This is a genomic window from Virgibacillus dokdonensis (assembly GCF_900166595.1).
Taxonomy (GTDB): domain Bacteria; phylum Bacillota; class Bacilli; order Bacillales; family Amphibacillaceae; genus Virgibacillus; species Virgibacillus dokdonensis.
Map to the genome: position 1 here is coordinate 3472391 of NZ_LT745763.1, position 23199 is coordinate 3495589.

At 36.7% G+C, this 23199-nt stretch carries 21 protein-coding genes; 10 read left to right on the forward strand and 11 right to left on the reverse strand.

The window, feature by feature from the left end; translation table 11 throughout:
* Positions 1 to 258 precede the first annotated feature (258 nt).
* From B2C77_RS17770 to thrB, 3 genes are read left to right on the forward strand one after another with little or no spacing between them, the layout of a single operon-like run.
* Positions 259 to 1590, forward strand: a complete 1332-nt coding sequence (locus B2C77_RS17770; RefSeq protein WP_077706257.1) for a homoserine dehydrogenase — start codon at positions 259 to 261, stop codon at positions 1588 to 1590.
* Entirely contained in the window at positions 1556 to 2617 is a 1062-nt protein-coding gene (gene thrC / locus B2C77_RS17775) for a threonine synthase (protein ID WP_077706258.1), read from the forward strand. Before B2C77_RS17770 ends, thrC begins: the two co-directional genes overlap by 35 nt.
* Complete coding sequence (thrB, locus tag B2C77_RS17780) at positions 2614 to 3510, forward strand: homoserine kinase (protein ID WP_077706259.1); 897 nt, start codon at positions 2614 to 2616, stop codon at positions 3508 to 3510. The genes thrC and thrB overlap by 4 nt, the downstream gene beginning before the upstream one ends.
* Before the next feature lie 459 nt (positions 3511 to 3969).
* On the opposite strand, the gene argF is transcribed toward thrB, so the two are convergent.
* The 8 genes from argF to B2C77_RS17820 form a co-directional block, all read right to left on the reverse strand.
* Complete coding sequence (gene argF, locus B2C77_RS17785; protein WP_077706260.1) at positions 3970 to 4929, reverse strand: ornithine carbamoyltransferase; 960 nt, start codon at positions 4927 to 4929, stop codon at positions 3970 to 3972.
* Positions 4930 to 5208: 279 nt separating this feature from the next.
* Positions 5209 to 6405 carry a class I SAM-dependent rRNA methyltransferase gene (locus B2C77_RS17790; protein ID WP_077706261.1) on the reverse strand — a complete coding sequence of 399 codons (1197 nt, stop codon included), beginning with the start codon at positions 6403 to 6405 and terminating at the stop codon, positions 5209 to 5211.
* Between the two features lie 227 nt (positions 6406 to 6632).
* Positions 6633 to 6914, reverse strand: a complete 282-nt coding sequence (locus tag B2C77_RS17795) for a DUF5344 family protein (protein ID WP_077706262.1) — start codon at positions 6912 to 6914, stop codon at positions 6633 to 6635.
* Complete coding sequence (locus B2C77_RS17800; RefSeq protein WP_077706263.1) at positions 6914 to 7333, reverse strand: YwqH-like family protein; 420 nt, start codon at positions 7331 to 7333, stop codon at positions 6914 to 6916. The genes B2C77_RS17795 and B2C77_RS17800 overlap by 1 nt, the downstream gene beginning before the upstream one ends.
* 413 nt (positions 7334 to 7746) lie before the next feature.
* The gene (locus B2C77_RS17805; protein ID WP_077706264.1) at positions 7747 to 8433 is read right to left on the reverse strand and encodes a hypothetical protein; all 687 of its coding nucleotides are present in this window, start codon (positions 8431 to 8433) and stop codon (positions 7747 to 7749) included.
* Positions 8433 to 9170 (reverse strand): hypothetical protein, encoded by a 738-nt coding sequence (locus tag B2C77_RS17810; protein WP_176087364.1) that lies wholly within the window; start codon positions 9168 to 9170, stop codon positions 8433 to 8435. Before B2C77_RS17810 ends, B2C77_RS17805 begins: the two co-directional genes overlap by 1 nt.
* Entirely contained in the window at positions 9154 to 10044 is an 891-nt protein-coding gene (locus B2C77_RS17815; protein ID WP_077706266.1) for an ATP-binding cassette domain-containing protein, read from the reverse strand. The genes B2C77_RS17810 and B2C77_RS17815 overlap by 17 nt, the downstream gene beginning before the upstream one ends.
* On the reverse strand, positions 10044 to 10427 hold the full coding sequence (locus B2C77_RS17820; protein WP_077706267.1) for a GntR family transcriptional regulator: 384 nt from the start codon (positions 10425 to 10427) through the stop codon (positions 10044 to 10046). The genes B2C77_RS17815 and B2C77_RS17820 overlap by 1 nt, the downstream gene beginning before the upstream one ends.
* Before the next feature lie 332 nt (positions 10428 to 10759).
* Here B2C77_RS17820 and B2C77_RS17825 point away from each other — a divergent pair, with 332 nt between their 5' ends.
* Both B2C77_RS17825 and B2C77_RS21470 read left to right on the forward strand, forming a co-directional pair.
* Positions 10760 to 11386, forward strand: coding sequence for a hypothetical protein (locus B2C77_RS17825; RefSeq protein ID WP_077706268.1), 627 nt, complete (start codon positions 10760 to 10762; stop codon positions 11384 to 11386).
* A 100-nt stretch (positions 11387 to 11486) separates the two neighbouring features.
* A complete protein-coding gene (locus B2C77_RS21470; protein WP_141130760.1) occupies positions 11487 to 11747 on the forward strand; it encodes a hypothetical protein in 261 nt (86 codons plus the stop codon).
* A 116-nt stretch (positions 11748 to 11863) separates the two neighbouring features.
* Here B2C77_RS21470 and B2C77_RS17830 read toward each other — a convergent pair whose 3' ends face one another.
* Complete coding sequence (locus tag B2C77_RS17830; RefSeq protein WP_077706269.1) at positions 11864 to 12709, reverse strand: AraC family transcriptional regulator; 846 nt, start codon at positions 12707 to 12709, stop codon at positions 11864 to 11866.
* Between the two features lie 183 nt (positions 12710 to 12892).
* Between B2C77_RS17830 and B2C77_RS17835 the strand changes: the two genes are divergently transcribed.
* Both B2C77_RS17835 and ebgA read left to right on the forward strand, forming a co-directional pair.
* Positions 12893 to 14350 carry an amino acid permease gene (locus tag B2C77_RS17835; RefSeq protein ID WP_077706270.1) on the forward strand — a complete coding sequence of 486 codons (1458 nt, stop codon included), beginning with the start codon at positions 12893 to 12895 and terminating at the stop codon, positions 14348 to 14350.
* Entirely contained in the window at positions 14347 to 17379 is a 3033-nt protein-coding gene (gene ebgA, locus B2C77_RS17840; protein ID WP_077706271.1) for a beta-galactosidase subunit alpha, read from the forward strand. The genes B2C77_RS17835 and ebgA overlap by 4 nt, the downstream gene beginning before the upstream one ends.
* Before the next feature lie 230 nt (positions 17380 to 17609).
* Here ebgA and B2C77_RS17845 read toward each other — a convergent pair whose 3' ends face one another.
* Positions 17610 to 18113 carry a GNAT family N-acetyltransferase gene (locus B2C77_RS17845; protein ID WP_077706272.1) on the reverse strand — a complete coding sequence of 168 codons (504 nt, stop codon included), beginning with the start codon at positions 18111 to 18113 and terminating at the stop codon, positions 17610 to 17612.
* A gap of 600 nt (positions 18114 to 18713) precedes the next feature.
* Here B2C77_RS17845 and B2C77_RS17850 point away from each other — a divergent pair.
* Positions 18714 to 19163: a YaiI/YqxD family protein gene (locus B2C77_RS17850; protein WP_077706273.1), complete on the forward strand. Its 450-nt coding sequence runs from the start codon at positions 18714 to 18716 to the stop codon at positions 19161 to 19163.
* A 323-nt stretch (positions 19164 to 19486) separates the two neighbouring features.
* Here B2C77_RS17850 and B2C77_RS17855 read toward each other — a convergent pair whose 3' ends face one another.
* A complete protein-coding gene (locus B2C77_RS17855) occupies positions 19487 to 19963 on the reverse strand; it encodes an acyl-CoA thioesterase (RefSeq protein ID WP_073009779.1) in 477 nt (158 codons plus the stop codon).
* Between the two features lie 427 nt (positions 19964 to 20390).
* Between B2C77_RS17855 and B2C77_RS17860 the strand changes: the two genes are divergently transcribed.
* Together B2C77_RS17860 and B2C77_RS17865 are read left to right on the forward strand one after the other, a co-directional pair.
* Positions 20391 to 21533 (forward strand): conserved virulence factor C family protein, encoded by a 1143-nt coding sequence (locus tag B2C77_RS17860; RefSeq protein ID WP_077706274.1) that lies wholly within the window; start codon positions 20391 to 20393, stop codon positions 21531 to 21533.
* A gap of 969 nt (positions 21534 to 22502) precedes the next feature.
* Positions 22503 to 23063: a hypothetical protein gene (locus tag B2C77_RS17865; protein ID WP_101932754.1), complete on the forward strand. Its 561-nt coding sequence runs from the start codon at positions 22503 to 22505 to the stop codon at positions 23061 to 23063.
* The last annotated feature ends 136 nt before the right edge of the window (positions 23064 to 23199 follow it).

The following is a 23199-nucleotide window of genomic DNA, read 5'->3' on the forward strand; positions in this document are numbered from 1 at the left end:
CATCACAAATATATCCCTCATTTACGCATATTTCTAAAATAAGCAAAAAAGCGGAAAGAACTCAAGGGATTCTTATACCCCAAAACATATTTAACTATTGAAAACTTCAATCTTAAAGTCCCCTTACATCTTTTACTATGAAAACACACGAAAGACTTCCAAAAGTTCGAAGTAAAATTAATTATTGGGAACTTTCACTATTGCTATACTCCTTGTTTCGTGTTTAAATTACTATTAAACATAAAATGAGGTGATGATGTGGCAAACAAGGTTTCTATCGGTCTATTAGGGTTAGGTGTCGTTGGTTCAGGAATTATGAAGCTTATTGAAAATCAGCAAGAAGAGCTCGTTCACCAATTAGGCTGTTCTGTTGAAGTTAAGAGTGTATTAGTGCGCGATCTCGATAAAGCTCGTAACGTTAATGTGCAACAAACGTTTCTCACTACCGACCCAGCAGACGTTCTCGAAGATCCAGAAATAGACGTGATCGTCGAAGTTATGGGGGGTATTGAAGAAGCATATCCATATACACTGAAAGCATTTAAAGCTAAAAAACATGTCGTTACTGCCAATAAAGATTTAATTGCTTTACATGGAACAGAATTGGAAGAAACGGCTCGCGAACATAAATGCGATTATTATTACGAAGCTAGCGTAGCAGGTGGTATACCTATTTTACGAGGGATAACGGACGGTTTAGCTGCAGATAAAATTGAAAAAGTGATGGGGATTGTGAATGGAACTACAAATTACATTTTAACAAAAATGACAAACGAAGGAATGACGTACGAAGCAGCCTTAAAAGAAGCGCAAGATTTAGGCTTTGCAGAATCTGACCCAACAGCAGATGTTGAGGGATTAGATGCGGCTAGAAAAATGGCGATTTTGGGGAGACTCGCTTTTTCTACAGATGTTGCTTTATCCGAAGTAGAAGTAAACGGTATTAAAAATTTAGAATTAGCAGATTTAGAATATGGAAGAAAATTCGGCTATACCATGAAATTAATTGGTTCTGCCGAATGTGAAGACGGACAAATGGAAGTGAGTGTGCAACCTACCTTACTATCCAATGATCATCCCTTAGCAGCTGTAAAAAATGAATACAACGCTGTTTATGTATATGGTAAAGCGGTTGGTGAAACAATGTTTTACGGCCCTGGTGCGGGAAGCTTGCCGACAGCGACCGCTATCGTCTCGGATCTTATTACCGTAATAAAGAATATGCGATTAGGCGTAAATGGTAATTCTTCTTTAAAACCAAGAATTTCTGCGACATTGCGCAGCAGTGAACAACGTTCTGGGCAATTTTATTTACGTATTCATGTCAAAGATCAAATTGGAGCATTCTCAGAAATCTCCACATTATTTAATGACTTACATGTAAGCTTCAAACGTATACTACAAACACCAATGAAGCAACAAGATTTAGCAGAAATCATTTTGATTACACATCAAACATCTTTAGCAACTTTTGAAAATGCATTAGAACAACTTTATGAGCTAGATGTCGTCCAGCAAATTAAAAGCTACTATAAAGTGGAAGGAGATGCACCAGATGAAGTGGCCGGGACTACTAAAGCATTATCATGAGTATTTACCAACAACACATCATACACCTGCACTAACGTTACATGAAGGGAACACCCCGCTTATTCCATTAACAAACTTATCACAAAAATTAGGCATAGAATTGTATGGAAAAATAGAAGGTGCTAACCCAACTGGATCTTTCAAAGATCGAGGAATGGTAATGGCTGTCGCAAAAGCAATCGAAAAAGGTAGTAAATCTATTATTTGCGCCTCAACTGGAAACACTTCGGCTTCTGCTGCAGCCTATGCTGCAAAAGCTGGCATCAAAGCAATTATTGTTATACCTAAAGGAAAAGTCGCACTCGGTAAACTAGCACAAGCGATCATGTACGGAGCAGAGATTGTCGAAATAGATGGTAATTTTGATGAGGCATTAACGATGGTACGTCATTTAAGTGAAACCCAGCCCATTACCTTAGTTAATTCGGTGAATCCTTACCGGATAGAAGGACAGAAAACAGCTGCTTTTGAAGTTTGTGATGCCTTAGGAAGTGCTCCTGATGTGCTTGCTATCCCTGTAGGTAATGCAGGAAATATTAGCGCTTATTGGAAAGGCTTTAAAGAATACGACGCTTTTAAGCAAACAGGTCTTCCAAAAATGTTCGGATTCGAAGCGGAAGGAGCTGCAGCCATCGTTCAAAATCAAGTCATTGAACAACCAGAGACGATCGCAACAGCAATTCGGATTGGAAACCCTGCTAGTTGGAAATTAGCTGAAGCTGCTAGAGATGAGTCGGGAGGAATGATAAAAGCTGTTAGTGACGACGAAATTATCCATGCATTTAAAACATTAGCGCAAACGGAAGGAATTTTTGCTGAATCAGGCTCTAATGCGTCCATTGCTGGCGTTATTCGCGAAACAAACAACGGAACAATTAAACAAGGAAGTAAAGTGGTAGCGGTGTTAACAGGAAACGGGTTAAAAGATCCACAAACAGCAATCGATCAATTAAACATCGATCCTGTATCATTGCCAAATGATGAACAGGCAGTAATAGACTATATAACGAAACAGGTTAACGTATGAACAACTTTACCATTTCTGTACCAGCCAGTTCCGCAAATATCGGACCTGGCTTTGACTCATTAGGACTAGCACTGGATCTATATCTTACATTAACTGTTTCTGAAAATGATGCATGGAAAATCTACCAACAGTCTCTGTTACTCCCAGCTTGCAACAATTATACAGATCATTTTATTTATCAAATAGCGCAACATACGGCTACACAATACGGAAAAGAACTACCTACTTGTTGTTTAACCATCGATAGTTCCATTCCATTAGCTCGTGGCTTGGGAAGTAGCGCATCAGCAATTATTGCTGGCATTGAATTAGCCAACCAATGTTGTCAGCTTCACCTTTCAAAAGAGGAAAAACTACAGTTAGCTACAGAGCAAGAAGGCCATCCCGATAACGTAGGTGCGGCTCTTTTTGGTGGACTTGTCATAACGAATTATAATGGTGATACTTCTGTTGATATATGTAGAATAGATCAATTAAACATAGATATGATCATTTTTATTCCACAAGATGAATTAAAAACCGAAGCTGCAAGAAATGTGTTACCGGATACGTACTCACGAGCTCATGCTGCACAAGCAAGCAGTATTGGGAATGTCTTTATTGCAGCATTAATGAACGAAGACTATCCAATGGCAGGAAAGATGATGGAAAAAGATATCTTTCATGAACCTTATCGCGCTGAATTAATTCCAAACTATGCGCCTATCAAACAGAAAGCGAACGAGCTTGGTGCATATGGTACGGTGATTAGTGGTGCTGGGCCAACGATGATCTCCTTTTTCCCTAAAGGAACTGGCACCCAGAACAAGCAAAAGTTACAAGCAGCATTTCCTAGCTACAACATCCAGCAAAGAAAAATGGATTCTACAGGTTTACGAGTAGAAAAGAAGTAGGCTTAGAGCTCCCATCTACATCGATGGGTTTTTCCAACTCCTTCAAGATAAATAGAGGCTCATACCATATGAACCTTACTCCTTTTCTATCGTGTACGTGGATGAAATAGGGACATCATGCAAACAGCTATTAAAAAACGTAGCATATCTCCAAAACGATAAGGTGATATGCTACGTTTTAAATCTCATTTTTTATAAAATGGAAAACACCCCGAATAAAAATAGACTAAATTCCTGTAAGAAACAGTACAAACGGAAGCACTCACACGAAAGTAATTTTTGCTTTTCGAAGATTTGAACGCCTTGAACGCAGAAAACGATGTATGTTATCGTAAAGGCGTTTTGCATATTCGGTAAATATTATAAACTTCAGCGAATAAATGATGAACTTCAAACAGCTTTCCTGTAAACTTCAGCGACTTTTCTACAAATTCGAGCACATTTCCTGTGAACTTCTACTTAATCGCTCATTAAAGCAGCTAATAAAGCTTTTTGAGCATGTAATCGATTTTCTGCTTGCTGAAAAACAACGGATTGTAAACCATCCATCACTTCAGCAGTCACTTCTTCCCCTCGATGGGCTGGTAAACAATGCATAAAGTTGCCCTCATTTTTTGCTAGTTGCATTAATTCTCTATTTACCTGGAAATCAGCAAACGCTACTTCTCTCTTAGCTTGCTCTGCTTCTTGCCCCATACTCGCCCAAACATCTGTATAGATAATATCCGCTTGCTGTACAGCTTCTCGAGCGTCATCCGTAATAAGGAGGCTCGCATCAGACTGATCAGCTCGTTTACTAGCTTCGGTTACAATCTCCTCATCTGGTTGATAGCCTTTCGGAGATGCTATCGCAACATCCATTCCTAACATGCTCCCGCCAAGCATTAACGAATGTGCCATATTATTGCCGTCACCTATATAGGCTATTTTCACGCCTTGAAGCTGACCTTTTATTTCTTTTATCGTTAACAAATCGGCTAAAACCTGACAAGGATGATATACATCTGTTAGTCCATTAATTACAGGTATACTAGCTTTATTCGCTAATTCTTCTACATCTGTTTGCGAAAAAGTGCGAATCATAATTCCGTCTAAATATCCTGACAATACTTGCGCTGTGTCTGCAATTGTTTCCCCACGCCCAATTTGTAAATCATTGGAACTTAAAAAAATTCCGTTCCCACCTAGTTGATACATTCCGACCTCGAAGGACACTCTCGTTCTCGTTGAAGATTTTTCAAAAATCATCCCTAACGTCTTACCTTGTAGCAATGGATCTGGCTTACCAATTTTATGGTTTGCTTTCAATTTTTGCGCAAAATCAATTAACTCTTCTATTTCCTCACGGGTATAATCAGCCAAAGTTAAAAAGTCTCTCCCTTTTAAACCTTTTAACGTTTCTTTCACTCCAATTACCATCCTATCGCCGCCTTTTTTAATTGTTTATGAATTATTATGCACTATTAATAATAAATATACAATAGGAGCATGCGAAATTGTTTGTAATTTATAAATAAAACATCTTTTTATGGAGGGATGATGTGAAAGAAAATGGTCATATAGGATATAAGTAAGCTCCATACACGCAAAAGGTGAACGGAGCTTTTCACTATAAAAGTGATATAAATTTTCAGGAAATAGGACAGCTATTGCTTATAAAAGATGAATAGCAAGCAATTGTCTTCATCAAGCTTACACTTATTTTTTCTGTATTTGCACGATACACACTTTCAAGTAATTACTTTGGATAAACTGTTTATTCGTTTGAAAATCAGCTGGCAGTTGATACTGTTCCAGAATATTATAATTCACTTGCATTTTATGACACGCTTGCTTGATGAAACCTTTAAACTTCTTCATACCAAAACTAGCATTATTGGTAGATGCAACAATGACACCACGATTACTTGTAATGGAAATGGCATCTTGAAGCAAGGTAGGATAATCCTTTGCTGTACGGAATGTTCGTTTTTTAGATCGTGCAAAACTAGGAGGATCAAGGATGACTAAATCATATTGCAATTGCTTTCTGCGCGCATACTTAAAATAATCAAACACGTCCATGACCACAATTTCATGTTGCTCAAAATCAATCTCATTTACACTAAACTGTTCTACGGTCTTTGGCTTACTCCGTTTTGCGAGGTCCACGCTTGTCGTTTTCTCAGCTCCACCTAACGCAGCAGCGATGGAAAACGCACCCGTATAAGAAAATGTATTTAAAACACGCTTGCCTTCAGCATATGTATCACGTATTGCCTTACGAACATCACGTTGGTCTAGGAAAATACCTGTCATAGCACCATCGTTTAAATAAACAGCATATTGCATGCCATTTTCTTTCACAATAATTGGAAATTCCCCGCGCTCTCCTTTTATAAAATCATCGTCTTCCACGTACTCACCATGTTTACGAAATCGCTTTTTCTCATAAATGGCATCATAATCGCCTAATGTATCTAAAACGTCGATGACAAACTGTTTATATGCATATATCCCCTCACTATACCAGTTAATTAAGTAATAACCCGCATAATAATCAATCGTTAAACCACCTATACCGTCTCCTTCGCCATTAAATACGCGAAACGCATTTGTGTCCGGGGATTGAAAAAAGCCTTGGCGTTTATTCATCGCCGCTAACATCTTAGACTGAAATAACGCTGCAAGATCCAATGGACCCTGACGGTGCGTCAATACCCAGCCTACTCCTTTATTTTGAACACCAATATATCCATTAGCGATAAATCGATTTTTCATATCCAATAGCCGAACCACGGAGCCCTCTTCTGGCAACTCCTGCTCCTTTACAGCTTCTTTATGGATAAGCGGATACCCTTCTCGCATTTGTTTGCTATAATCATCGTTTATATGTAATGTTACTTCTTTAGCCATTTTTTCATTCCTAACCTACGTTTTTCTTTATTATGGCATGCCAATAAAGAAATGAAAAGCTCTTTTACCCGATTGTATGTGTCGAGTTTTTTAGAAAAACTTGGCTTGTGGCGAGAGCCTTTATAATGTACTTGCTTTCACAATCAATTATTCCATGTAATCAATGATTTCTTTATTATGTAAAACTTTTATGAACACCCTAATAATTATGTGACAATTGTTTCTACTTATTTCATCAAATTCATGGATGAAGCAGTAGCCTGTTCCGACTCCATAAATAAATTAACCGCTTTCATTGTTGTTTCTCCGTGTTCTAATAACAATGATTGGTATTTCGAAATAAGCCCCTCTAGCAAGTCATTCATTGCTTCTAATTTTCTTGCCATCCCCAGTGTATTGTTGACTAATTGCGTACTTATCATATTCGCATGCAATTGATTGCTCGTTGTTTCTACATTTGTAATCGCTTTTTGAATTGGAGCATGGGCTACCTTAATTTCGTCACTCATTAATTCAATAACTCCCTTCGTTGTTTCCCATATAAATCATCTAAAATATCACTTTGGGTTGACAAATCCATACGGATATCAATGATGGATTGTTTCGTTTCTTTAATTTTATCATTTAATTGCTCCAACGTTTGGGTTAATTGATAATCATATAAATTAATATAACTTCTAAACAGCGTATGTTCTTTCCACTGCTCATACTGATCTGCTAAATGACCTGCCCATGTATTTCCAGTTAACTCAGGCTTTGTACACCATGTCTTATACTGTTTGAGTTCTTCCTGGTTCTCCTGTAAATTTGCTTGTGCTAATACAAGTCGTTCTAAGTCCCTTCTTTTTTCATCTAATTGAAGATGAAGCATATATAGTGAATTTTGTGTTCGGGTAATTTGTCCATTAATCCAATGCAATGATTCCATTTCCTCACCTCGGACTTCTGTCTTCCAGCTATATGTTGTCTTTCATCCACTTACTTCTATTATATAGTATTGAAAACTTTGTTTTAAGAGGAACTTTTGCCTATATTTGTTTACAAAAATATTCTCCCCGAGTAGGTAGGAAGTAGCAAAGCAACGGACAAATGCAATGTTTTAAAGACAATGCTCTTGCAATGTTAACTTCTTTCATGTTTGCTGTAAATTTTAATATAATATAAACAACGGCTATCGCAAAAGCCTTTATGACGATAAAACGCCGTCTTTTTTCTTATACTACAAAATTTTATACTTTTCTAAAAATACAAGCAAAAAGCCCCCATATCTAGATATACTGTAAATGTCACTTACTCCGATTACAGCATTTCCTTGGAGACTTATCTACTATCCGGTTGTTATCATTGATTAATATATCTGACGTTTCCATCCGACTTCAATTCTATATCCTCAGCAGCACGAATGAACAAGATTCTTTCACCATTACGAAACGCCCCATCTGACAAGTTTCTTTCTTCGCTAAACTGTTTAAATGGCAGCTCCGATTGTATGGTATAAACGTTTTTTTCTATGCTTTGAGGCTCCCATATCGTCAGTTGCGGGTCTTTAAATGTAACGATTGGAAATACATCTTCTTCTATAAATTGCATCACATTGATACCATTAATAAAGTGTGGAGACTGAAAATAACGGATGTCAATTTTATTTTGCAAATCCCCTGTTCTTTCCACATACACATCCATGGAACCATCAGGCGATACTATATGTAATGGTTGATTAGAGGATACAGAAAACTCCCATTGTTTTTGTTGATAGGAGGAATCTACATCTTGCCAATGACGGTCACCTGCAAAATAATTGTACAAAACGATATCCGAATTCTTCGCTTGCCTTTTTACAACTTCATTATATGGAACAAAAAATGAGATCCCGGCAGCAATCAATAGTAGGATGACATATCCAAGAAAAATAAACTTTACATATTGATGGTAATGACGAAAACGATGTTTAGAGAGTTTGAGAACACCAAAAACAATTACAACAAACAGAAGCAAAATGAACAGAGGCAAATACGCTAAAACGCCCATTACTTCAATTCCTCCTTCCTATTAGATAGAACAATGGCTAAACCAAATAAGACAGAAATTGTAACTAGCACTTTTATTATAAATAACAGGAAAGAGGTTTCTTGAAGATAAAAATCATACATTGTTGCATATAAGTCTATATAGCCGATTCCAAAGCTCAAACCAACGAGCAAAATTGGAATGACAATTGCTATAAAACGATTCCATTGTAGAATAATTCCATATACATATCCGATAGCACTAGCTAATAATATGTAAAAAATCATCGTTAGAACGCCAACAATCAGCTCAGAACTTTCTAACGTACTTAATTGTATAATCGGTTCATCACGCAACATATAGTGAATAACGACATTTACATACTTGGTTAACAATGCCGTTATCCCACCTACAATACTTACCGTAGTCAACAAAGCAATATTTGCCAAATGATTGCTAAGACGATTCGTTACAAACATAAAATTTTCTATCCAATATCCCTTTGTCGTAAGCAATATAGCGCTGATCCCTCCCCATATAACGGTGAAAAAGAAGGCGACATCTGCAGAATATTGATGCATGTTTAAAGTAAAAACATCCGTAGTTTCCCCCGTATAAAGTGTACCTTCTATAGAAATTAGTATTGCAATAAGCTGCAATACCATTAAAGACATATACATACCAACATAGCTTTTTTGTTTATATTGGTACTGCTTCCAAACAATAGATGACAGCGAAATATTATTGAAAGACATCATCAATCGCTCCTTTTCCTGCACGCGTTAGGTAAACACAAAAATCACTTGCGGATACAGGAGTTACTTGAATACCGAGCTGTTTTGCTTTTTCCATATCCACTTGATTCGCTTTTATAACCGTATACGTTGTATCCATACCAATACTTTCTCGATAAAAGACCGTTTTGGCTTGTGTATATGTATAAACCATCTCCGTTCTCCCCGTTAGACCTACAGCTTCATGTTTTACATCATCCATAGGGAGATAGAGTTGCTTTTTCCCTCTATCCAGTAGCAATACAGATTCTAATAACTCTTCTACTTCTTCTAAATGATGACTAGATAGTAAAATCGTACGCGGTACTTGCAAATAATCTTTTAGTAAAGCTCGGTAAAAATCATTTCGCACTGCCTGATCCATCCCTGTAGTTGGCTCATCAAATATTGTGATCGGGCAGCGGGAAGACAGTCCAATAATTGCATTAAATGTATTTCTTTTACCTGTTGAAAGCTGTGTATATAAGTCATTGTCCCGAAACCCGAAGTATTCAACTAACCGTCTAGCCAAATCATCATCCCATCGCGGATAAAAACGACCTGCTTCTGTTAGTAACGCGGATAAAGATAGGGAGTTCGGCAATACCATTTCATTGCTAATGTAAATCGTATTTGCTGATACATATAAACTATTAAATGGATTTTCTCCTAACACATGGACATTTCCAGATGATGCCCTCCATAATCCAGCTAAAATTTTAAGCAAGGTCGTTTTTCCTGCCCCATTTCGACCGACAACGCCTACGATCGTATTTTCAGCAATTGAAAAAGACACTTCTTTTAACGTAGTCAATTGTTTCTGCTTTTTTGTCAACCCTTCACAGACAATCGCTTCCATTATTTTCTCCCCTTCCGCTTCGCTATGGTTTCTTGAAGTAGCTGCATAAGCTCCTGTTCATCCACCTTTAACTGTTCTGCTTCGATCACTACATCTTCCAATAATTGTTTTAATGTTTGGTTTTTCCGTCTATCCATAATAATTTCTTTTGCTTCTGGGGTTACAAATTTCCCTAGGCCTCGTTTACTGTATAAAATATCCTCTTCTGCCAAGAGCGTTAATCCTTTTGCCGCCGTTGCAGGATTAATGGTAAACATATCAGCAAGCGTATATTGCGAATACACTTTATCATGTGGCAGAAAGTTTCCATTTAATATTTCCGCTTCTATCCACTCGGCAATTTGAATATAAATCGGTTTCATTCCACTCGTATCTAACAGCAAATTTGCAACCCCCTTTCCGTCATGCGCATGAGTGCATTAGTCTTGTAATGTAGTATATAATATATAGGCATAATTAGCAAGGTGGAAATGTAGACCATGAGAGGAGTACCAAAAGGGAAAGATGTTGCTAGGTCATAGTCCATTTTGTGAAAAATGCTATAAAGAATTAAATAATTCAGAAGTGATCTCTTGATCTTGCTTTGCTCTTAAACTTATGATCATGCAAGTTTTTCTCTTTATATTTTTTGTCGAACGATTTTTTTTAAAGTTTAAAGGTCAAATTTACATTTAAAAAGAATAAAGTATTCAAATAAAAACTAGAGGATCGTATTATGAACAACAAATTGTATATTTTTTTACTTATCATTTTTTATTTATTTCTTACTGGTTGTACAGATCAAAAAGATTTACAAGATACTAAATCGAATTTTAAATTAACTCTTAAACAGGCAATAGAATTAGCTTATTCAGATGCAGTACTTTGGAACAAACAAGCTAAGTTAATCGATGCAATTAGTATCGATAACGATGAGAAACAAACTGGAGGGGATGGAAAACGTAGATATTGGAATATAACGTTTGGGCTACCTAACACAAATGATTTTTATCTAGTAAACATACACGATGGGAAAATCAATGAACATGTAGCTTTTCCAAATGAAGGAGAAGAACTTAGACCAAAAGAATATTTCATTACTAACTTGTCAGAAATCAAATATGACACAACTGAATTACTTAAAAAAGCGAAATCACTAACAAATTTATATCCGGGAGACGTATTTGCAAAAGGTTATAATTTTGGAATTACAAAAGATCCTAGAAAAAACATCATTCTTATAAAAATTATTGGATGGGATAAAGCAAGGAAAAAAATGAAATATTTACTTTTCAACGGAGAAACAGGTGAATTGCACAATGAATTTGAAAAGAATCAATACAAAAGAGAGGAAAACCATTGATGAAAAAGGTTTTTCATTAATTTTTTTAATGTCTGCTTTTATATTTTTATTCACTCCACAAACACAAGCTGCTACTCAAGTCTATCAAAAAGTCGCCTAATTGCTGGACGCTGGAGCCGGACGTAGCTGTTCTGTTTTTCGTTATCGCAAAGCATCTAATATGCTTTCTTGTCTCGGAACAGAAGAGTTTCGGTACTCGTACACAAGCTATTTTTCATTTATTGCAAGTGGCAGTCGGACAATTGAGATGACAAAATCCATCCCTTGTCCGAAGGCGATTCATCCCCCACTTACTCATTTGGGTTTCTCATTGCTTGAAAATGGTATTTTCTCGCCTGTTTTTGATAAAGAAAAAAACTGAGGCATGATGACATCCTCAGCAAATATAAAGGTAGCAACAATTGATAAATAGCTCCACTATATCTCGTTCGTACTTGTAGAAAAGTTTTCACAGAGAAAACGCTATTATTTAAAATCCTATAGTATAAATTGAGAACGGTATTTTGATGGAGACACACCCTTACATTTAGAAAATTGTCTAGAAAAATGCGAAGGCGTATTAAAACCAACTAAAAAAGCTATTTCCTCCATGTTGTAACTACTTTTTTTCAGTAATTCTGTTGACTTATTTATGCGATATTGTCCAATATAGTGTGTGGGATTGACATTTAGATACTTTTTGAACAACCGATACAAATAGGATCGCTCAATTTGTAGCAATTGTGCAAGCTCTTGAACAGAAAACGTTGGCTGATTATAATTTTTTTCTATCACTTCAATGGCACATTTTACATACTTCTCTCCTTGTGTGATACTGCACCGTAAATCTTCTTCATGCTGCTCCATTAAAAGATTCATAATATGATAGGATTCTCCAATCGCAGCATACGGCCTTCTTTTTTGTGAATAACTAAACACACTAGCGAATAATTGACCCATTTTCTGCTTGTTCTCATATCGATATGTGAAATTCTCCATCCCATTTTTCGTTTTCTTTAAGAAGCCACATTGATAAAATAAATCATCACACGCTTCCCCTTTAAAGCCAATCCACCGATAACTCCAGGGATTACCTGCGAGTGGATAATAATTATTCTTCGTATTAGGTGGAATGACAAATCCCTCTTTTTCACCCAAGTGATACACTTCATCATTGATGAAAAATAGCCCTTCCCCTTCTAAAATATAATGGATTAAATAATAATCAATAGGCTGATACTGATAAGGCTCCCGCGGCTGTACGTCTTCAAAACCACATTCATATACATAAAAATGACTATTTGGCTGCTGATCCGTTTCAAAAGTACCAATAGAATGAAACAAAAACAACTCCTCCTCTATACAACATAATGTCAAGAACGAACAACATTAGATCATTAACTTTCGTGACAAATAACAGTATGATGAAAGCGTAACCAAATCATATTTATTTATCTTCATCGTACCAAATCACCTTGTACATGTACATTTTGCACACAAACATCAAAAGAGAAAGGAGCAAAAATTGTGACAGAAAATAGAAAAAAGATAACTGCTACCTCGTTTTTATTAATGGCGTTCACAGCAGTGTTTGCATTTAATAACATCATTAATGCAACTGCAAGTATTGGTTTATCTGCTGTATTCACATTTCTTTTTGCTACTGTTTTTTACTTTATCCCTTTCGCTCTCATGATTGGTGAGTTTTCATCGGCAAATGCGGAATCCGAATCTGGTGTATATAGCTGGATTCGAACATCATTAGGGGAAAAATGGGCATTCTTAGGATCATGGTCTTACTTTTTTGTCAACTTGTTTTACTTTACCGCATTACTGCCACAAATTCTAATTTATGCGTCCTATACCTTTACTGGAAAAAACGTATTCGGAACTGGAGCTACTGTTGCCATTTCTTTACTGTCTATTTTCTTGTTTTGGTTAGCTACATTTGTGTCTATTAAAGGTGTTTCTTGGATTTCAAAAGTAACAGATGTATCAGGAGTAGCCCGTATTTTAATGGGTATTGGCTTTATCGTTTTTGCTTTAGCGGTTGTATTTATTTTAGGAGAGCCATCTGCACAGGAATTTAATCGTGAATCAGTTGCTCCCTCAATGAATTGGAATTATTTTGCCACCCTTGCCTGGATATTACAAGCTGTAGGGGGAGCAGAAGCAATTGGTGTCTATGTAAAAGATATTAAAGGCGGTAACAAAACCTTTATCCGAACAATTATTATTGCTGCTTTTTCCATTGGGATCATGTATGCTTTAGGATCTGTAGCAGTTGGTTTAATCATGCCTGCTGATGCCCTTCAAGATAACTACTCGGATGCATTGTTTGAAGCCTTTGCTATTTTAGGTAGCCATTTTGGAATTGGAGATGGTATTACGAGATTCGTCGGTTTAATTATGCTATTAAGCGCTGTCGGTTCACTCGTCATTTGGACTGCTGCACCGGTTAAAATTCTATTTTCCGAAATTCCAGAAGGCATCTTTGGAAAATGGGTTGCCAAAACAAATCATGAAGGAAACCCTACCAATGCACTAACACTACAAGCGATTGTTGTAACCATATTATTAGTCATACCTGCTTTAGGCATCGGCTCTGTCAACTCTTTGTTAAAAACATTAATTAATATGACAGCTGCAACGTCGTTAATTCCAGTCCTGTTCTTGCTCATTGCCTATATCATGTTTCGCGTTAAAAAAGATAATCATCCTCGAACCTTTAAAGTTGGAACGCGAACTACTGGTATAGTGATGGGGGTTATGCTATTAGTTTTCTTTTTATTCGCTTTCTTTGTTTCTACGTTCCCATCCCCTTTTGCATTAATGGAGTACTTTAAAACCGGGGTGGTTGCTGAAGGTTCTATGAATCCACTATTCAGCCTTGTCTATAACTTGTTAGGAATTGTCATCTTCATTGGCTTTGCATTAATCTGCTATAAGCGGTATGAAAAAAAAGAGAGGATGGGTAAGCAATGAAATCGTTCGATAAAAAAAGATGGGAAGATTATAAAAATGATGGGATTCATAGATTAGAGGCAAGAGCGCATTTTACAAGTGTAACAGAAAATGGTCACCCTTATTTTAAGCAAAATTTAAACGGCGATTGGGCGTTTCTATTCCTAGATGCACCAGAATACAGTCCAGAAGGCTTCTATAAAACCGATTTCGACATATCATCATGGGATACGATTGAAGTTCCGGGAAATTGGCAAATGCAAGGCTATGGCAAGATGCATTATTCTGATTTATGGTATAATTTCCCAATTATACCACCGTTTGTACCAACGGAAAATCCTACTGGTATATATAGAAAAACGGTAGAAGTTGATCACATCCATTCAGGCTATCAATATATTCTACGCTTTCAAGGCGTTGATTCGGCATTTGAAGTGTACGTCAATGATGCATTTATCGGCTATAGTAAAGGAGCGAGAATTCAAAGTGAGTTCGATGTCAGTGAAGTTTTAAATAAGGGAACAAATACGTTAACCGTTCGCGTGTTTCAATGGTCTGATGGAACGTATTTAGAAGATCAGGATATGTGGTGGTTAAGTGGTATTTTCCGTGATGTAGAAATGTTTGCTAGACCGACATTAGGTCTCTACGACTATACCATAAAAACACGATTCGACGATCATTATAAAGACGCAACATTCATTGTACATCCTCTGTTTGATAAGATGCAAAAGCAGAGCATACGCTACGAATTAAAAAATGCAGAAGGAAAAGTTATTTTTACGAGCGAGCAAGCTGGTAATAAGAGCTTTATGCAAACGGTGCAACAACCTGTAAAGTGGTCAGCCGAAAACCCCTATTTATACAAGCTTACCATGACTATCTATCACGAAGGTCAAATAGTCGAAATCGTGGAGCAAGATGTTGGTTTTAGGCAAATTGAATTACAAGGGAAACAATTTCTTGTAAATGGTGTGGCAATTAAATTAAAAGGTGTTAACAGACATGATTATAGTCCAGATAAAGGGCGTGTAACGACGTATGAGAGCATGGAGCAAGATATTATGCTTATGAAACAACATAACATAAATGCTGTGCGCACAGCGCATTACCCAAATTCACCTTGTTTTTACGACTTATGCAATCAATACGGGATGTATGTTATCGCAGAAGCGGATGTAGAATGTCACGGCTTTGAGTTGACTGGTGACTATAAATGGATTTCTGATAATCCAGAGTGGGAAGAAGCGTATGTGAATCGGATGAAACGGACGTTATTACGAGATAAAAACCATCCATCTATCATCATGTGGTCCTTAGGTAATGAATCGGCATTCGGCTATAACTTCCGAAAAATGGCGGAGTATGTGAAAAAGGCAGATACTACTCGTTTAGTACATTACGAGGGTGATTTTGCAGCTGAAGTAAGTGATGTATACACGACGATGTACACGTGGCTAGAGCATGACCGTAAATTAACGATGGATGAAGTTATTCAAATAACCCAAAAACCACATATATTATGTGAATATGCCCATGCAATGGGAAATGGTCCTGGAAACTTAAAAGAATATCAAGATCTCTTTTACCGTCACGATCATCTGCAAGGGGGGTTTATTTGGGAATGGTTTGATCATGGAATCCAAACCGTTACAGAAGATGGAAAAGTATATTATCGCTACGGTGGTGATTTTGGCGATGAACCGACAAATGGAAATTTTTGCATTGATGGTCTACTTATGCCAGACCGTACGCCGTCCACAAGTTTAATAGAATATAAAAAAGTGATCGAGCCTGTTCAAACAGATCCTATCGATATTGCTGCTGGATTATATCAATTAACGAATCGTCTGGATTTTACTAGCTTGCACGCGTACAGATTGGTTTGTCAATTTTATGAGGATGACAAGCTCATTGAAGAAAAAATAGTTCCATTGCCAGAACTAGCAGCACGAAGCTCTGCACTAATTACGATTTCTTATCCAAATGCAAACAATAAACCTGGCGCCCAGTATACCGTCCACTTTATTTATCAATTAAACCAAGAGGCAGATTGGGCTCCACAACATTTCGAAATTACAAGATCTGTTTTTATCTATCATAAAGAGCCGAATCAAGTTATACCTGTTCCAGTAAACGCTGATCTATCATTACACAAAGAAGGAACTACCGTAATAGTATCTGGTGATCATTTCACATACATCTTTGATCGCGTACGGGGAAACTTGCTTCATGCATCTATCCATGGAGAAAAAGTCCTTGAGAAAGGTCCCATTTTTACATGGTGGCGTGCTCCGATTGATAATGATATGTATATATTAGAGGATTATCGACACAAATACTTTATGCACTTAGACCATCACATCGTTCGAAACGTAGAATATGAAATCAAAGATAACCACTTCATTTGGATGGTCCAAGCTTTTTACGGGACAACGAACAGCTCCTGGTACTATGACTTAACCTATTGCTATACCATCACGCCAGATGGGAAATTACAAGTCTCTATTGCTGGCATTGCTTCTGGACGCAAAGAAAACGCACCACCAATGTTGCCAAGAATTGGAGTAAAGTTGCATATTCATCAACAATACGACACCGTATCTTGGCGCGGATTAGGCCCACACGAGAACTACGTTGATTCCTGCCAATCCGCTTACCATGGCGTATTCCATGCACATGTAGATGATTTATTTGTCAATTATATAAAACCTCAAGAAAATGGAAACCATATGGATTGTGATTGGATTGGCTTGGCAAAGCAGAATAAAGGCATACTCGTCCAAACAGAAAATCCGCTAAACTTTAGCGTTTCCAAGTATGAAGATCATGACTTAGAAATAGCAAAGCATACGATTGATTTAGTGGAACGCGATTATCTCATCCTTCACTTGGATAAACAACAGAACGGATTAGGAAGTAATTCCTGTGGGCAAGATCAACTGGATAAATATCGTTGTAAATTTGATGATTTTTCATTTAATTTTTCACTTACTCTGAAAGATTTAACTACGCGAAGTCTTGTAGATTGGGGAAGATGCCAAAGCTAAAGGTACAACTTTTTTAAATAAACCGCATGAGCTCTCACAAGAACAAAACGGGAAGAGCTTTCATGCGGTTTGTCTATTTCTTAGCTTTAACAGAAAGCCATTGCTAATTGTTTTGCTTATTCATGCTGCGAAACTTTCTACGCAGTGCATCATATCCAAACCTTTGTGATGTAAGCCATCATTTTGCTAATGCGGAATCAACTTTGCTATAGTGCTTTGAAAAAGGGAATTCAACGATTCTTTATCCAAAATCGTCTTGTTTCCAAACCGTTTTCATCTCGATGTGATTCAGTTTCCACGCCACCATTATGCATAATCACCTTTGCAGAGCCAACATTCGTTGCCGCACATGTAACTAAAATATCTCCTAATTCCAATTGCTTACATTTAGCTAAAGCTTCATCTAGTATTCTCGCGCCATACCCTTTTCTACGTTGTGATGGTCGCACGCTGTAACCGATATGTCCGCCTACCCTCCAGAGGAAGTCATTCAGCTCATGTCGGATACTAACCATTGCTACAATTTTTTGTTCCCCGTTAACTAAGAAGTAATTAGAGTTAGGAACCCAATGCTCACTTCCTTTTTGCTTTAACCTTAATGCTTTCAAATAAACACTGTAATCTGTATACCCATCTAAACTGAAACTGTTTGGGATCATTTTTGATGGCCCCCACTCTTTGCAATAAGCCTGATGTTCAGACTCCCATTTTAAACTCGGTGTAACTAATTGCATGACTTCCCTCCTCATCAACATTTCATTTGCGCTGGATCATCCTAGAATTTATATGTTCCCACAGTACATAAAAACAAATAGTAATCGCTTTAAATTTTTTTGTTACTCTTTCATTGGTATACAACAGTGTGGTTTCATATAAAACAGTTATATTAGTTCGTAATTATAAACGATATCTCTATAAAAAGATATACATTTTTTGACTTTGCTCATTTTTATGGATACAGTGTTATATTCCTAACTTTGTGAGGTATTTCAAAGGTTTTGCATTTTCATTTTTATATCCATCTAACTTTACTATTTATTCACGCTACTTGACTTTTTCTTCTGTTCGAATTATGCTCACGGCAATGCATGTGAAGAAAACTCGGCTAGGGAAACCGCTGACCAATTTATGTTTTCCTATCGCACATCTTCCATTCCATACATGGGAGATTATATGCCTTTGAATTGCTCGTAACCTAAGAGCATGACCTAAAAATCCCAAACAAACTGTAGTTGACATACCGTTATCTGCTTCTTTATTTTCTTACACGATTATTTTTTGAAGAATAATTTACCGCCATATGATTCGGGATAAATAAATGAGAGGTTGTTTTCATGAAAATATTTGTTGATGCCGACGCTTGCCCAGTTAAAGAGTCTATTATGAAGTTAGCTCAAGCATATCGCATCCCAGTTACACTCGTGCAAAGTTTTTCCCATTATTCTAGTAAAACAAATCCAAAAGGGGTGGAAACCATCTATGTAGACTCAGGGGCTGATGCCGCGGATTATCGTATTATCAAACTAGTCAGTCGTGGAGATATTATTGTTACACAAGATTATGGACTCGCTTCATTAGGACTTGCTAAAGGATGCCATGTGATGCACCATAAAGGATTTCTATACACAAATGAAAATATAGATTCGCTTTTACAGACACGTTATTTAAATGCGATGGCAAGGAAAAGCGGAAAGCGAACGAAAGGGCCAAAAGCTTTTTCTGAGGAAGATCGGCAATTGTTTGAAACTCGTTTTCGTTCCTTACTTATAGAAAAACTCGGGTAATCATGATGTCTTCCGTTCAAAACTATTATTTTCTGCCTATAAGCCATGAAGCATTTTTCCAACTAGTGAAAATTAGGCATTTTGGTGCTTTATTTTCCATTTAGACTTGTGTTCACATAGATTTTCCAGTGTTTAAGATGGTAGTCTTACAGCAATAGTTACGTGTACTTTATATAAAAAACCCGGGTGTAAGAATCTCCTAATTGAGCAATCCATTTGTATGAAGATAATGAATTGCTCCATAAGACTCTTTCAATTTTCTATAAATAAGTAAAGAAAAAACTGTCAATCCATAAGAAATCAACAGTTTTTTCTTTACTTATTTATTTATTTCGACTCGTATATCTTAGCTTTCGGTTCTCTCTACGAAATGGTGCCGACTCATACAAAATCTTTTCTTCTTCCGTTTCTGGATATACTTGCGGCACTGGTACTGGCTTACCTTCCTCATTTACTGCAACCATCGTGAGAAATGACTCTGTCGTTAACCGTTCGTTTTGATTAATTAAATCACGCGCTGTTACTTTAACGTAAATTTCCATCGAACTTCTTCCTGTATAACTAACAAAAGCTTCAATCGTTAAAGCATCTCCAGCTTTAGCTGGTGATAAAAAGTCTACCGAATCAATCGATGCGGTTACTACTGTACTTTTAGCATGCTGCATGGCACATAACGCACCAATTTCATCAATATAAGCTAGGATTCTACCACCGAATATCGTATTTAAATGATTCGTATCTGGCGGTAAAACCAGTCTTGTTTGAACCGTTCTCGAGGCACTCATTGGTAGTTTTTCCATCTGTTTTTCCCCCTTACAAGAAACTTATTCCCTATGCATTAACTTGTTGTGCTTACATAAACGGCTCGGCAAACTATCATCTTAGCTCATTTCTTAAGTAGCATGTGATGAATTATTTTTAAATCATTCATTTCATAATGACAGACTAAGACACAACTTTATTAGTATAACATATAATTGCAGCGCTAGTTTTATCCAGTATCTAAGCTTCTGGAACAATCCCCGTTCAAGAGTCGGCATCATTTTAGATCTAAATGGGAAAGGAGCACAATAGAAAAAGAGAAATACCAACTGAATAAACAATCCATGAAGAAGCCCTTGCACAAGATTATAATTTGCTTTTTTGTTAAGATTTATTTAGAAATATGGTTACACGCTTTAGATTTTTTACTTCATAAAAAGTTTCATACTTGAGGAGGTTTATAACATGCAAATCACATCGATCGAACCGACCCCTAGTCCATATTCCATGAAAATTAATGTGAATGAACAATTACAAGATGGAGAAACGTTCAATTACACGCTTCAGGATGACTTACAGGATGCACCTGCCTATATACAGCAATTATTTCAAATTAACGGAGTAAAAGGTATTTATAGGGTGGTCGACTTTATCGCTTTAGAACGAAATCCGCGTGTAGCTTGGGAGGACATCTTACCCAAAGTAAGCGAAGTTCTAGGCTCTGCAGAAGATAATGATGATATTACACCTACAAGTTTCCTAGATACAGATGAAGCTTTTGGGGAAGTTCAAGTATATTTGCAATTATTCCGCTACATCCCCATGCAAGTAAAAGTAACAGATGGAAACACAGAAAAGCGTTTTGGGTTACCAGAGCGATTTATGAACGCCGTAATGGAAGCCTCAACGGCATCTAATAATATGTTGGAAGAGCGCAAATGGATTGAGCAAAATCCCCGCTATGGCGAGATAGAGGCTGTGGGAGAAGAAGTCGTTGAAGAAATTACTGCAAGCTATGATGACAAACGGATACATGATCTCATTCAATATGCAAAAACAAATGATGCGTCATTTATTTCTTCCTACCATAAAAAAGTAACAATGGAGATGTTAGATTACCCCAATTGGAAAAAACGTTATGCTGCACTAGACCGCATGGAACCCTCCAAAGCAGACTTACCTGTTTTAAATAAAGCGATCGAGGATGAAAAAGCGTCCGTTCGCAGGTTAGCTACTGCCTATTTAGGTATGATTGAAGATAAAGAAGTGCTTCCATATTTATATAAAGCACTAAAAGATAAGGCTGTTAACGTAAGGCGAACGGCAGGTGATTGCCTATCTGATCTTGGTTTTTCCGAAGCCATACCAGCAATGATCGAGGCACTAAAAGATAAAAGCAGATTAGTTCGCTGGCGTGCTGCAATGTTTTTATATGAACGAGGCGATGAAGCTGCTATAGAAGCTTTGGAAGACGCAGTGAACGACCCTGAATTTGAAGTACGCATGCAAGCAAAAATGGCTTTAGCACGAATTAAAGATGGAGGAGAAGCAAAAGGATCCATTTGGAGTCAGATGACAAAAGCAGTGAAAGAAAAAAATTCTAGGTAGGGTTAGCTTATCGTAAAGTTATATAGTTAGAAAAACTTGGTTCGCCCGCCAAGTCTTATGGCGGAAAGCCTAATTTTGCTTATACTATAAACCCTAGAATCTTTATACTTTTCTGTAGTGTAAAAAATCCATTTAGTTTAACTTGTGATTTTGCACGAGTTGGCTTTCTAAATGCGAGCTACGCTTTATCGCTAGTTAGAGGAGCTTCACTTCCTTAAAATTTTATGTTTTCCTGTTGTGTAAAAGAGCTTTTTGTTCATCGGTCGGAGTAAAAACGGAACTACTCTGACCTTTTTTGCAACAAGCTTCATTGTTCAGTACTTTAAATCATAATATTCCATTAGCTATTGGCGACATCTGATAAGCGCCAACTTGAAGATAGCGAGGTTAGTCACCTAAAAGGTAAAATCACAACATAAGATAGTTTGTTACATTGAATCATCACATATTCTATTTATTAGCAGAATGCCTAGTGCCAGATGAACATTTTGGACGAAAATCCTAAGCAAATTATTACATATATATGTAATGTTGTATGCAATTTTAGTAGTAAATGAAGCGTTTTTGTGTGAACCATTTTTCTGTACACATAGAAAAGAAATCCAGATCACTACCTTGCATTATTTAGTAGCAAGGTATAAACTATAGTTAACTATTAAATAATAAACAGTACTCATCATTAGATCATTGAATCCATACATCGGAAGGCTTAGAGTATTATATAGCTCAAGCATCTTTCGTAATAGTTTCATATTGATTATAATTAGCATGAACTTATAAGGAACTTGTAAACATAAAATTCTTAGTAGTTATGAAGCTATTTTAAAACAAAACGCTTATAAAAGAACGGAATTTTCACAGTACGACTATGAATATAAAATTTTTAGAATCCAAATCGCAATCTTTTTCGTATAAAATAATACTACTGATAGCACAGAAAAAGCATACATACAGATAGGAGAGATGATTGTGCAACAAAAAGAAATCTACTTATTACTTACAGATACAAATTCATGGCTTACGAGACTTATTAAATTGTATACAAAAAAACCATACAATCATGCTTCTATAGCTTTTGATGAAAAACTTGAGCACGTCTACAGCTTTGGGAGAAAAGCTCCTAAAAATCCATTCATAGGCGGTTTTGTAAAAGAAAATATACATGAAGGTTTATTTAAACATGCAAACGGCGTTATTTATTCCATATCTATCACAGAAGAACAGTGGCAGCTAATAAACCAATATATTCAGAACATATATGCAGAAAAAGATGCTTATCGATACAATTTCATCGGTTTATTTGGTTTTCTTCTTAAACGCCCGATTAATAGAAAAAATGCTTTTTTCTGCTCACAATTCGTAGCTACAGTCCTACAAGAGAGCAACGTAGTCAAGTTTAATAAACCAGCTCCCCTAGTTACTCCTCATGACTTGGAGGATGCAGGTATTTTCCATCTTGTTTATCAAGGGAAAATAAATGCATACTATAATCAACCTCAATTGAGAAGCATGGAATCAACCAGTTGCTGACCTTTCCTCCCCCCTTTTCTTACCTTTCTAACCTAGTCATCCATGCGTCTTCTATTTTTGATATCAGAATCGGTGAGGGATTCCTCTCAAAATAAAACCTTCCTTTTCCTAGATAAAATACTAAGCAATTTTCGTG

Coding starts and splice junctions, on each gene's coding strand:
- thrC (WP_077706258.1), top strand. CDS start 1,556: ATGAAGTGGCCGGGACTACTAAAGCATTATCATGAGTATTTACCAACA.
- thrB (WP_077706259.1), top strand. CDS start 2,614: ATGAACAACTTTACCATTTCTGTACCAGCCAGTTCCGCAAATATCGGA.
- argF (WP_077706260.1), bottom strand. CDS start 4,929: ATGGTAATTGGAGTGAAAGAAACGTTAAAAGGTTTAAAAGGGAGAGAC.
- B2C77_RS17790 (WP_077706261.1), bottom strand. CDS start 6,405: ATGGCTAAAGAAGTAACATTACATATAAACGATGATTATAGCAAACAA.
- B2C77_RS17795 (WP_077706262.1), bottom strand. CDS start 6,914: ATGAGTGACGAAATTAAGGTAGCCCATGCTCCAATTCAAAAAGCGATT.
- B2C77_RS17800 (WP_077706263.1), bottom strand. CDS start 7,333: ATGGAATCATTGCATTGGATTAATGGACAAATTACCCGAACACAAAAT.
- B2C77_RS17805 (WP_077706264.1), bottom strand. CDS start 8,433: ATGGGCGTTTTAGCGTATTTGCCTCTGTTCATTTTGCTTCTGTTTGTT.
- B2C77_RS17810 (WP_176087364.1), bottom strand. CDS start 9,170: ATGATGTCTTTCAATAATATTTCGCTGTCATCTATTGTTTGGAAGCAG.
- B2C77_RS17815 (WP_077706266.1), bottom strand. CDS start 10,044: ATGGAAGCGATTGTCTGTGAAGGGTTGACAAAAAAGCAGAAACAATTG.
- B2C77_RS17825 (WP_077706268.1), top strand. CDS start 10,760: ATGAACAACAAATTGTATATTTTTTTACTTATCATTTTTTATTTATTT.
- ebgA (WP_077706271.1), top strand. CDS start 14,347: ATGAAATCGTTCGATAAAAAAAGATGGGAAGATTATAAAAATGATGGG.
- B2C77_RS17845 (WP_077706272.1), bottom strand. CDS start 18,113: ATGCAATTAGTTACACCGAGTTTAAAATGGGAGTCTGAACATCAGGCT.
- B2C77_RS17850 (WP_077706273.1), top strand. CDS start 18,714: ATGAAAATATTTGTTGATGCCGACGCTTGCCCAGTTAAAGAGTCTATT.
- B2C77_RS17855 (WP_073009779.1), bottom strand. CDS start 19,963: ATGGAAAAACTACCAATGAGTGCCTCGAGAACGGTTCAAACAAGACTG.
- B2C77_RS17860 (WP_077706274.1), top strand. CDS start 20,391: ATGCAAATCACATCGATCGAACCGACCCCTAGTCCATATTCCATGAAA.